8 protein-coding genes are annotated in these 12,366 nt (G+C 57.1%); 5 read left to right on the forward strand and 3 right to left on the reverse strand.

Features of this window, described 5'->3' with window-relative positions; all coding sequences use genetic code 11:
• Positions 1-142: 142 nt before the first annotated feature.
• Positions 143-1,132, reverse strand: a complete 990-nt coding sequence (locus tag ACYZT4_RS07830) for a LysR substrate-binding domain-containing protein (protein ID WP_461986681.1) — start codon at positions 1,130-1,132, stop codon at positions 143-145.
• A gap of 74 nt (positions 1,133-1,206) precedes the next feature.
• A complete protein-coding gene (locus ACYZT4_RS07835; protein ID WP_461986683.1) occupies positions 1,207-1,647 on the reverse strand; it encodes a carboxymuconolactone decarboxylase family protein in 441 nt (146 codons plus the stop codon).
• 204 nt (positions 1,648-1,851) lie between these two features.
• Between ACYZT4_RS07835 and pdxR the strand changes: the two genes are divergently transcribed.
• The 3 genes from pdxR (at position 1,852) to ACYZT4_RS07850 (ending at position 4,336) form a co-directional block, all read left to right on the forward strand.
• Positions 1,852-3,285, forward strand: coding sequence for a MocR-like pyridoxine biosynthesis transcription factor PdxR (gene pdxR / locus ACYZT4_RS07840; protein WP_461986685.1), 1,434 nt, complete (start codon positions 1,852-1,854; stop codon positions 3,283-3,285).
• Between the two features lie 122 nt (positions 3,286-3,407).
• Positions 3,408-3,701, forward strand: coding sequence for a putative quinol monooxygenase (locus ACYZT4_RS07845; protein WP_461986687.1), 294 nt, complete (start codon positions 3,408-3,410; stop codon positions 3,699-3,701).
• A 224-nt stretch (positions 3,702-3,925) separates the two neighbouring features.
• The gene (locus ACYZT4_RS07850; RefSeq protein ID WP_461986689.1) at positions 3,926-4,336 is read left to right on the forward strand and encodes a cupin domain-containing protein; all 411 of its coding nucleotides are present in this window, start codon (positions 3,926-3,928) and stop codon (positions 4,334-4,336) included.
• A 257-nt stretch (positions 4,337-4,593) separates the two neighbouring features.
• Here the strand turns inward: ACYZT4_RS07850 and ACYZT4_RS07855 are convergent, their stop codons facing one another.
• A complete protein-coding gene (locus ACYZT4_RS07855) occupies positions 4,594-9,498 on the reverse strand; it encodes an NAD-glutamate dehydrogenase (RefSeq protein WP_461986691.1) in 4,905 nt (1,634 codons plus the stop codon).
• Between the two features lie 515 nt (positions 9,499-10,013).
• Between ACYZT4_RS07855 and ACYZT4_RS07860 the strand changes: the two genes are divergently transcribed.
• Both ACYZT4_RS07860 and ACYZT4_RS07865 read left to right on the forward strand, forming a co-directional pair.
• Positions 10,014-10,367, forward strand: coding sequence for a hypothetical protein (locus ACYZT4_RS07860; protein WP_461986693.1), 354 nt, complete (start codon positions 10,014-10,016; stop codon positions 10,365-10,367).
• 795 nt (positions 10,368-11,162) lie between these two features.
• Positions 11,163-12,341 (forward strand): YcaO-like family protein, encoded by a 1,179-nt coding sequence (locus ACYZT4_RS07865; RefSeq protein ID WP_461986695.1) that lies wholly within the window; start codon positions 11,163-11,165, stop codon positions 12,339-12,341.
• The last annotated feature ends 25 nt before the right edge of the window (positions 12,342-12,366 follow it).

The raw sequence follows: 12,366 nt of genomic DNA on the forward strand, positions 1-12,366 counted from the left end.
CTTACTCTACAACGCGGTCTACCCGCCTGGCGATAACCCAATGTAGGAGTGAGCCTGCTCGCGATAGCGGTGTGCCGGTCACTATCAATGTCGGCAGACATACCGCGATCGCGAGCAGGCTCACTCCCACATTGGACGCTGGTTAATCCTTGAACCACTCACTGCGCTCATTAAAGGTGTTGTCGATCAGCTCGACGATCATCTCTACTTGGGCCTCTCCCTGAGACTGCGCATTGACCGCCATCCACACCTGCCGCTGCATCGGCTGGGGAAACAACCCTGGCAACGCAATCAGGCCGCGATCAAACCGGCTCATGTAGCCCGGCAGCAAACCGATGCAAGCGCTGCAACGAATCATCTCCAGCAGCAGCTCATAGGAATGCAACTGCACAACGCCCGCCAAACGCTGGTCCACCAGGGCATTCCACGCTGCGAAATTCTCGACCTGTCGATGCGGCTGCCATTGCACCAGCATAAAATCGGCGAGGTCATCGAGGCTGTCCGGACGCGAGGCCGCCCTTGAATAGCGCTTGGCGATGTGTGGCAGGTAGTCGAGCCGGGCCAGGCGCCGGGGTTCATTGACAGCGAAACTCGGGCCTGACAGATGCGAATCGGTGCCCGCCAGCCACACCACCACATCGGCACTGACCGCTTGCAGGGCCAGTTCGCTGTCGAGGCTGATGATCTCCAGACGCACACTGGCGTTGCGGCGTAACAACGCCACCAGATCGCGGCCGAGAATGTCATGCAGGATCGATTCGGCGACCGCCAGGCGCACCAACGGCTGTTCGATCACTGGCAGGTCGCGCTCATGGGCCAGCGCAATCAACTGCCCCTGAAGCTGCAAGCCTTCACGACTGAGGGCGATGCCGTTGTCGCTGTGACTGAACAGTGAACACTGCAATTGCCGTTCGAGCTGTGCCAATTGTTTGCGCAGCAGGGTCGACTTGATGTTGAGGCTGCGGGCCGCCTGCATGAAACAGCCGCAACGGGCACTGACGGTGAACGCCTGAAGTAGCTGCGGATCAAGCGCCGCGGCCTGTGTCCGGCAGGATGCCGTGGGTGCCGTGGGTGCCAGTGGCGAACAGTATTCGGCTGCACGCTGGTGGTCTGTGGTTTGTATGAATGACATCGATGACTCCCTGTCAATCCGTCCTCCGAAATCTCATCCTGCGCATTGATGATGAATCTGGTGTGACAACCGCTTCAGCCGCTGGGTGTCTGCCGAAAACTCACAGCCAAGCGGTTCCAGCTGTTGATCGTGGTGACGGCGATGGTCAGGTCGACCATCTCGTTTTCACTGAACTGCTCACGGGCCTGGTCGTAGACGTCGTCCGGCACGTGGTTTTGCGCAAGCAAGGTGACGGCCTCGGTCCAGGCCAGCGCCGCCCGCTCTCGGGGGTTGAAGAAACCACTGTCGCGCCAGACCACGATCGAATACAAACGCCGGTCGGTCTCGCCAAGGCGCCGCGCATCCACCGAGTGCATGTCGGTACAAAAGGCGCAGCCATTGATCTGTGAGGCGCGGATCTTGATCAGGTGCAACAGCGCCGGTTCGATGCTCAAGTTGCTGGTCAGCGCCTCCATGGCAATCATCGCCTTCATCGCTTTGGGCGACGCGCTGTAATAATCCAGACGGGAAGTCATGGCCTGCCTCGCAGATTAACGGATGCTGTTTACGGTAGGCGCTGATGCGCCGGCGTTACAGATCCAATTCAGCGAAATACCGATGGACCACCCGACAGCAGGCCAATTCACGGTTTTTCGCCTGCGCAACTTCTGCACGGCGATGCTTGCGGGTAATCTGGCGCGACGCCCACGCGACTCAATCGCCCCAGGAGCCCCGCTGGTATGGAACTTCATGTTGTCATCAACGGCCGCAAGGACCTGGCAGGCCAGTTGTACAACCAATTGCGCAGCGCCATCGAATCCGGTCGACTGGCGTCCGGAACGCAACTGCCCCCCAGCCGTTTACTGGCCGAGCAGTTGGGCATCTCACGCAAGACCATTTCCGACACCTACGCTCAACTGACGTATGAAAACTTCCTGACGGGTGTCATCGGTAAAGGCACTTACGTTAATGCCAGGGCCGCCAAAACGCTGCCCAAGCAAAGTCATACACAATTGGCCAGCGCCGAAGTCATTGAATCGTGGCGCAACTTGCCGGTGTTTCTGCGTCACCCGACGCTTGAGGGTTCGCTGCGGTATGACTTCATCGGTGGCGCCACCAGCAAAGGGCAGTTTCCGCAGGATGACTGGCGCCGCTGCACCTCCCACGCGCTGCGCCAGATGGCCGGCTCCAAAGGCTTCTACAGTCTGCCCGAAGGCCTGCCGGCACTGCGCAATGCGATCGCCCGGCACATCGCGTTTTCTCGCGGGGTGAATTGCCAGGACGAAGACGTGGTGGTGTGCAACGGCGCGCAACAGGCGCTGGACCTGATCTCCCGCGTGATGACCCGCCCCGGCAGCATTGTCGCCATGGAAGATCCTGGTTATCCGCCCGCGCGCCTGTTGTTCGGCAGCCACGGCGCCACGGTGATCGGTGTACCTGTCGACGCCGAAGGCATCCAGGTCGACAAAATCCCCCTCGGCACCCGACTGATCTACGTCACGCCTTCGCACCAGTTTCCCCTCGGCTTACCCATGAGCCAGGCGCGTCGGGTAGCCTTGCTGGAGCGCGCCTACGCGTTGGGCGCGATTATCATCGAGGACGATTACGACAGCGAATTCCGCTACGAGGGCCGGCCCACAGATTCTCTGCAAAGCATGGATGAACGCGGCATCGTCGCCTACGTCGGCACCTTTTCGAAAACCCTGTTGCCCGAGTTGCGCCTCGGCTACGCGATTTTGCCGCCGGCGATTCTCGAAGCGGTGATCCGCGCCAAGCAACTCACCGATTTGCATACCTCCACCATGCCCCAATGGGCACTGGCCAAATTCATCGCCGAAGGCTGTCTGCTCAAGCATATCCGCCGCTGCCATACGATCTATGCCGGGCGGCGAGAACGCATCCTGTCGCGGGTTGCCGGCGATCTGTCACCCTGGCTCGAAGCAATTCCAAGCACGGCCGGATTCCACATGGTGCTTATGTTCAAAGTGCCTATCGATATGCCATTGCTGATCGAACTGGCAAAAAAAGTCGAAGTAGGGCTGTATTCGATCGACACGTTCTTTTACCAGCAAGCACCACGGGATGGGCTTCTCATGGGCTTTGGCGCCATCGAGACCCTGGACATCGACACTGCTCTGGACCGATTGCGCGACATTTTGCAGCAAGTTGCCTGACGATTGGACTGGGCCTTTATCCGGCGATTGGCTATTGGCGGTCCGGGGGGGCAGGCCTATCCTGCATAAGCGTTATCCCTCAGTGAGCAGGATTCGTCCGGCCTGATTCAGGAGTGTGAGCAATGTCCAACGAAGTGATCAACACCGTACAGGTACAGGCCGCTGCCGGCCGCTCGGAGGAACTGGGCAAGCAACTGCAAAAAATTGTCGAAACCCTGCGCCAGCAACCGGGTTGTGATTCCTATATGGTCGACCGCTGCCCCGAGGACAGCAACCGCTGGAACGTCAGCGCCCGCTGGCAATCGGAAGCAGCGATGCAGATGCATTTCAACTGCCCTGAAGTGCAAGGCTTCATCGGTCTGATTGACAATCAACTGGCGAATGCCGTGGATTTCAACAGTTTTCCGATTCGTTAAACGCCCTCCTTGCGTGGCGATCCATGCGGCGCGGTCTGTCCGATCTACCGTGGCGATGCGATCGCCGGCAAGCCGGCTGCTACAAATGTTGCATTGCCACGCGAAAATTTTGCCTCTAATTGGTCACCTGTCCTTCTCGCCAATTGGCTGTTTGATTGCCGTCACCGGCGGACTAACGTTGTGTCTGACAACTTACCCACGCAATCCCCCGCAGGTGATAATTCATGAAAGCATTGCGTTTACTGGCTGCCCCACTTGCTGTTCTTGCCCTGACCGTTTCTGCCTCGGCCTTCGCCCACGATCCTTCTGAAAAAGTCACGGTCTTGCAGGACGAGGCGTTGAAAAATGTGCCCGGCAAGAAAGCGATGATGATTGAGGTGGATTACAAGCCGGGGCAATCCTCCATTGCCCATAAGCACGAAGGTACGGCAATGGCGTATGTGATTTCGGGTTCGGTGATTTCTCAAGTCAAAGGCGAAAAGGCGAAAACCTATAAGGCCGGCGAGTATTGGTATGAACCGGCGGGATCGGAACATCTGGTGTCGAAAAATGGCAGTGCGACCAAGCCTGCCAAACTGTTGGTATTCATGGTGTTGTCCCCTGACGAGAAAGTGCTGATCCCGTTGGAGAACTGATAGCTGAATGTACAGCCATTAATAAACAAGCCCGAATCGTCGATTTGGGCTTTTTTTATGGCAGAGGCGTAAGTCTGACGACCCCATCGCAGGCAAGCCGGCACCTACAAGTGTTGCGTCGTCCACATCGTCTTCGAACGACCTATATTTGTAGGCACTGGCTTGCCCGCGATGAGGCCCGCCCGGACACCACGAGACAACCAGGCAAAAAAAACCCCGCATCTCTCAATGCGGGGCTTTTTTCATTCAGCGACTGCTCAGGCCGCAGGCTCCAGTACTGCACTGGCCTTGACGCTGGTAGCAGGCACAACCGCCTGACCACTCAACGCCAGGTCCAGCAACTCACGGTTGGCTACTGCGTACATGGCGTAGTCCGTGCCGCTGGCGGCTCGGATTTCCACCAGCATGGCACGCCAGCGTCCGATCATGCTGGCATGCTCTTCCATCCACAGCGCCAGGCGTGTTTCCACGTCCTGAGTGCCGTCGCCCTGTTGCAGGACCGAGATGGTGATCGCACGTTGCTGCCAGTCGACGTCATCGCGGAACGCTTCACGGGCCAGGGCTTGCCAGTTGTTTTCAACCGGCAGCGCACTGATCTGTTGCAGGTACCAAGTGATGTCCAGCGCGCTGCCCACGGCGAAGTAAGCCTTGGCCACGTCCGCAGGATTCTGCCCGGTCACGTCGGAGGCCTCGATGATCGGCAACAGCGTGTACAGGTGCGAAGTACCCGCCACCATGCGCGCCAGCAACTCTGGCACACCGGCTTCGACGTACGCCTCATAACGGGCCTGCCAATTCTCGTGGATCTCGCCACTCAGCAGTTCGTCGAGCTTGAGACCCAGATCCTTCAGGTGCGGACCGAAGTGTGCGACGTCACGGGCAGCGTTCTGCTCGTTGCGACGGGCACGCAGGAACCAGCGCGTAGCGCGACGGCCCAGGCGCATCAGCTCGTCCATCAGTTCCAGTTGCACGTCAGCGGAAACCTGGTAATCCAGGGCTTCGATCTGACGGAACCAGTGTGGGAGATGGAAAATGTCCCGCACGATCACGTAGGCACCGGCCACGTTCGCCGGGCTCATGCCGGTCGACTCTTTGAGTCGTTGAACGAAAGTGATACCCATGTGGTTCACCAGATCGTTGGCGATCTGGGTGCTGACGATCTCGCGCTTCAGACGGTGACGGCGCATGGCTTCGGAGAACTTGCTCACCAGGCTCGGTGGGAAAGCGGTTTCCATGTCGCGTGTCAGGTAGTCGTCGTCCGGCACCAGGGAGTTGAGCAGCGCTTCCTTGAGGTCGATCTTGCTGTAGGAGATCAACACCGAGAGTTCGGCGCGGGTCAGGCCATGGCCTTCCGCGAGACGCTCGTTGATCGCCTCTTCGGCCGGCAGGAACTCGATGGCGCGATCCAGCTTGCCGCGGCCTTCCAGATCGTTCATCAGACGCTTGTATTCAGCGATTCGCACGAAAGCGCGACGAGCCGCCAGGGACAATGCCTGAGTCTGCTTGTAGTTGTTGCCCAGCACCAGGTTGCCGACTTCGTCGGTCATGCTCGCCAGCAACAGGTTACGTTGCTTGTCGGTCATGTCCCCGGCCTGAACCACTTCGTTCAGCAGGATCTTGATGTTTACTTCGTGGTCGGAGCAGTCCACGCCACCGGCGTTGTCGATGAAGTCGGTGTTGGAACCGCCGCCATTCAGACCGAACTCGACTCGACCCAGCTGGGTCATGCCGAGGTTACCGCCCTCGCCCACGACTTTGCAGCGCAGTTCGTTGCCGTTCACGCGCAGTGCATCGTTAGCCTTGTCACCGACATCGGCGTGGCTTTCGCTGCTGGCTTTGACGTAGGTGCCGATGCCGCCGTTCCACAACAGGTCTACCGGCGCCTTGAGCAAGGCGTTCAGCAGTTCGGTCGGGGTCAGCTTGTCAGCCTGAATGTCGAAACGCTCTTTCATCTGCGGGGAAATCGCAATGCTCTTCGCGCTGCGCGAGAAGATCCCGCCGCCCTCGGACATGATGCTGGTGTCGTAATCCGACCACGCCGAGCGCGGCAGGTCGAACAGGCGCTGACGCTCGGCGAAGCTGTTCGCCGTTTCAGGGTTCGGGTCGATGAAGATGTGCAGGTGGTTGAAGGCGGCGACCAGTTGCAGGGTCTCCGACATCAACAAGCCGTTACCGAATACGTCACCGGCCATGTCGCCGACACCGACCACAGTGATGCTGTCTTTCTGGACATTGATGCCGCGCTCGCGGAAGTGACGTTGTACGCCCACCCACGCGCCTTTCGCGGTAATGCCCATTTTCTTGTGGTCGTAACCGGCGGAACCGCCGGAGGCGAATGCGTCGCCCAGCCAGAAGCCGTAGTCGATGGCGATCCCGTTGGCGATGTCGGAGAAGGTTGCAGTGCCCTTGTCCGCCGCGACCACCAGGTACGGATCGTCATCGTCGTGGCGAACCACATTCAATGGCGGAACCAGCGCGCCGTCCTTCAGGTTGTCGGTGATGTCCAACAGGCCCGAAATGAAGATGCGGTAGCAGGCGATGCCCTCGGCCGCGACTTCGTCACGGTTGCCGCCCAGTGGCAAGCGACGCGGCAGGAAGCCGCCTTTCGCACCAACGGGAACGATGACCGAGTTCTTCACTTGCTGGGCTTTCACCAGGCCCAGCACTTCGGTGCGGTAGTCTTCTTCACGGTCAGACCAGCGCAGACCACCGCGAGCGACGTTGCCGAAGCGCAGGTGCACGCCTTCGACGCGTGGCGAGTAAACGAAGATTTCGAACTTCGGTACTGGCTTCGGCAGCTCTGGAATCTGGTGCGGGTTGAACTTGAAGCTGAAGTAGGACTTGTTCTGACCGTTGGCATCAGTCTGGTAGAAGTTGGTGCGCAGGGTCGCCTTGATCAGGTCGAGGTAGCGACGCAGGATGCGGTCTTCGTTCAACACCTGGACGTCGTCCAGGGCGCTGACGATGGCTTGCTCCAAACGTTGCTGCTTGTCTTCCAGGTCATCGCTGGTCAGTTTGCGCGCCAGGTAGAAACGGGTCTTGAACAACCGGGTCAGTTCGCGAGCGATGTCGGTGTGGTTGTTCAGGGTGCTGGCGATGTAACCGAGGTCGAAGCCCAGACGAATCTGCTTCATGTAGCGAGCGTAGGCACGCAGTAGCGCCACGTCGCGCCACGGCAATCCGGCGGTCAATACCAGACGGTTGAACGCATCGTTCTCGGCATCGCCACGCACGATGTGGACGAACGCGTCCTGCAAGGTGTCGTTGAGTTGCTGAATGTCGAGTTCCAGGCCTTCGGCAGCCGTGAACGCGAAATCGTGAATCCAGAACTCGCGGCCATTGGTGTGGCGCAGACGATAAGGGAATTCACCCAGCACGCGCAGACCGAGGTTTTCCAGGATCGGCAACACGTCCGACAGGGCCAGCGGCGTATCGGCGTGATACAGCTTGCAGTGCAGTTCGCGCTGACCGGAGGCCTGACCCATTGGCTGATAAAAACTCATCACCAGCGGGTTGGCTTCTTTCAGGCTCAGCAGGTGCTGCATGTCGACCACAGCAGAATGCGCGGCGAAACGTTCGCGATAACCTGCCGGGAAGCCTTTCGGAAAATCAGCCAGCACGTTGGTGCCGTGGGCTTCGCCGAAGCTTTCCACGACCAGGCTCGCGTAGTCGTCCTGCCAGCTGCGGCAGGCCTGGATCACTTCGTTTTCCAGTTGCAGCGGATCGATGTCCAGACGGTTTTTCGGATCGACACGCAGGATCAGTTGCACGCGGGCCAGCACGGACTCGGAGAAGAAGGTCCAGAACTCGCAGTCCGAGGCTTTCAGGCGATCCATCAGCACTTGCTGGATCTTCTGGCGCACTTCGGTGGAGTAGATGTCACGCGGCACGTAGGCCAGGCAGTAGCAGAAGCGACCGTACGGGTCTTTGCGCAGGAACACGCGGATCTTGTTGCGTTCCTGGATCTGCACGATCGACATCACGGTGCTGAACAGCTCGTCCACCGGCGTCTGGAACAGATCGTCACGCGGCAGCACTTCGACCACCTGCGCCAGTTCCTTGCCCAAGTGAGCCTTGGCCTGGAACCCGGAACGGCGTTCGATTTCCTCGACCTTGCGGCGGATATACGGAATGACCCGCACGCTCTCGCCATACACCGACGAGGTGTACAGGCCCATGAAACGGCATTCCTTGATGACCTTGCCGTCGGCGTCGATTTCGCGGATCGACACATAATCCGGGTAAGCCGGACGGTGCACACGGCTTGGGTGCGCAGCCTTGGCGAACGACAACAGGGTCGGTTCGCGCAGGTAGTTCACGGCGTAATCTTCGATGCGCAGTTCATCGTAGCTCAGGCCGGTGCGCAGCAGTTTGGTCAGGCCGAGGAAGGAATCCTGATCGTAGACGATGTGGCCGCCGTCGACTTCGTCCTGAACGACAAATTCTTCATAGCCGAGGAAGGTGAAGTGGTTGCCCACCAGCCATTCCAGGAAGCTTTTGATTTCAGCTTTTTCTTCGCCGTCGACAGCGAACTGGCTGTTGTCGAGGCCGGTCAGAATTTCCTGGACCTTGGCTTTCATCGGTTCGAAATCGGCGACCGCAACACGGACTTCACCGAGAACCTGCTCCAGCTCTTTGCTCAGCACGTTCAGTTCGGCCGCGTTGGCGCAGCGGTCGATTTCCAGGTACATCAGGGATTCTTGCAGGATCCCTTCGCCCTGGGTGCCTTTCGGCAGGATTTCCAGCAATTCGCCCTTGCTGCCGCGACGCACGCTCAGCACGGTGGTTTGCAGGGTATGAATGCTGTAGCCGCGACGGTTCAGCTCGGTACGCACCGAATCCACCAGGAATGGCAGATCGTGGTGCAGCACTTCGACCGCGGTGTGGGTCGACTGCCAGCCGTGGCGTTCGTAATCAGGGTTGTAGACGCGAACCTGTGGTTGCGCGTGATCGAAGCGCTCAAGCAGGCGCCACGCAGAAAGGGTGCAGCCGGCGAGGTCGGACAGCCGACGCTGGGTCAGCTCGTCAAGGGAAATGATGCCGAAGAATTGTTCAGCGAACAGCGCCACTTGTGGCAGTGCCTGTTCACTGATGTGCTGGGCCAGTGCCGCTTGCAGTTGGTGCTGGAAGTCGGCTTTGCTGGCTGCGGTGAAGAACGCCATCTGTGGTACTCCGCTTGGGCTTGTTATTGATGGAAGCGTCGCGTGCAAAACCCCTTTCGGGGCGATCCGTCATCCTGTTCCTGATTCTCGGGCAGAGGAAACAGGGTGACAGGTGGGTGAAGCTGGACGAGACACTCAGGTCACATTCACCTTCCATGAATGGGCATCTGCAAAAACGACTGGGCGATGAGCTCTACGATCAACTGCACAATGTCTTTACAGGTATCCATTCGATGCGCAGCTTAACCAGTGCGGCAACGCCCGTGCTTGCGGTGCTGCGACATATTCGGTCAACGGTACGCAGCTTGCGCCTTGTGCATCGGACAACACTAGCAGCCGTGTAGGAAATTGGGCATTTTATGCCCGGATTTGCTGCACTTTCGTGTCAGAAATGACCAGGAACATCCCCATTGTTCACGACACATTCTCTGACACTCAGCCGAGCAGAAATTCCCGAGGGCTGGCAGAATTGCCTTTTGTCGTGTTCACAACGCTCGTCGAGCCAGGAATTCCCCATGCAAATGACCACCGCCCTCTTGATCGTCAACCCGTGTGATGAGGAAGAAGACAACATGGCCATGCTCGCCTGCCACAGCGATCAGGGCGAAATGTTCCTGATGAGCCGCTACCCCGACGAGGACGAGCTGGAGATCACCCTCGACGGTGAGCCTTCGACCCTGGACGGCGTGAAAGTGACGCTCAGCCCAACCCGTTTGCTGATCGAGATTGCGGCGGGGGATGCGGATGCGTTGAACGGGGATGATTCGCTGGAGATCATTCACAGCACGGATGCGCGTGATCTGGCGGAGGTTGAAGAAACATTGCAAAACATTCTCAAGGGGACTGGCACCTTCATTAGCCAGATTTGAGGTTGCCTGAACCGGCCCTATCGCTGGCAAGCCAGCTCCCACAGTGACCGATGTGTTGCACAGATCGCATGCACACCGCCAATACCTGTGGGAGCTGGCTTGCCAGCGATGAGGCCCCTGACAGTCACCTGAAGACTGTCGCCCTGCAAAATCCAACAAATTCCTCAATCATTTCCCCGCACTTTGCACAAAATGCCGTTAGTCGCCGCCCCCCACCGCGATGCATGAATCTGCGCCCTCAGCCTTGGGATTATTCGCACATCTTCCGTAGGTCACCCTAAAAACAGGTATCGAAAGTTGTAAAGCTGCGAACGTCATGTTCTTGCAAAAGTTGGCTGGGCTAACCCGCACCCTCCTGTATAAAAAAACTTAAACGCCTAAAACCATTGAAACAGACAATCTAAAAAGCGCGCTTAAACAAAAACGACTATTCCTACGTATTTGCCTTACCGAGCAATGAGAACAGAGCCACGTCAACACCGGAAATCACCCTCTATCCTGCCCCTAAGCCAGCTGCTATTAATTAATCACTTGCGACAAACCACGCAAGTTTGGTGATCGCTTTGCGGCTCCAATCAACTGTTAGCAAGGAGTTAATTGACATGGGTAAAAAACGCTCTGAAATAAACACGTTCGACGACCTGCCGCAGGTATTGGGCTTTTCCAAAGGACTATTGGTATCTGAGGCTGGCTTTTTCGCGTCTCTGACCAACTGAAATCAGAGAGCAATTAAGCTCTGGTAAAAAATGCCGAAAGGCTTCCCCTTTCGGCATTCAATTAATCAGGAGACCTGCCATGTCCGAGCGCGAATTAACGCCTACCGACGCACTATTCAATATTATGTCCACGATCCATACACTGGGGTTTGCGGCAGTGGCACGATATGCAGGCCCTTCCAAACTGGTGGCGACTGCCGAATTATTCGACAAAAATAATAATCTAGTTGAGTCTGGCGCTGGAAAAGGGCCAAACTCGTTGATAGGCGCGCTAGCAGAAAGTATTGAGCACTATAGTATTTTTAACTCCAGTGCAAACGACGCATCATTGCATCGAGGCGATGCCATTACTGCGCAGAAAGCCGTCGAGAGGGACGGAATCATCAACTGCCTGCCGGGCGCTGAAGAACTACTGGAATGTTTCGAACTTACTACTCTGTGCAAAGAAGAAAGCCTCCTGATCCCATGCATACTCCTCTGCCCTGCTACTGAAAAAAACAGGCACGGCGATCAAAGCATTTCCATACAATTTTTGGCTCGATATTCATCCAACTCCGGCACGGCCTACGGTTGTACCGAAGCCGAAGCTTTACTGCACGGAACCCACGAGATCATCGAAAGGCACATTTTGTCTTTGTTTTATATGTCGGTCTGCGGAATCGGACCGAAAATCAAGCTGTACGCGCCATCGAGTGCTCTGCTGAACAAGGCCCTTCAAAATGATGCCTATGCACTTGCAAACGCAGCCAAATTGCAAATTGTGGTCATAAAAGATGTGCTGTCCGTGTACTTCTCTGTTGCATTTCCGAAAAACGGACCGGGAGGTAGTCATTTGTCACAGATAGGTTCGGGCAGCTCCCTGGATATCTGCACAGCCATTCAGCGTGCTGTGACCGAACAACTTCAGTCGAGTGAGCTATATGACGCGACCGAAGAGTTAATGGACAAAAAAACATTAGTACTATTATCTTGCTCGGACAAGCTCAAAAATCTTATTGATTTTAGACCTATCAGAACAGAAATTTTCCCCACGCTTGAAGCCCCGGCGCAGATCCCCACTGAAACCGTTCCGGAACAACTGAAAACGCTACAAAAAAATTTGACACAATCCGGCTTCAAATTATTCCATCGGACCATACAGCACCATTCAGAAAACAGCATTGTCACGCAATCCTATATCCCAGGGCTTGAACGGTTCAATATAATCAGAAATGGAAGACTCGTAGCGCCGCAACATATACTGCGCGCCGAGTCATGATTCCGCAGCATAACGTTCTAACAAA

It is taken from the genome of Pseudomonas sp. GB2N2 (assembly GCF_054897705.1).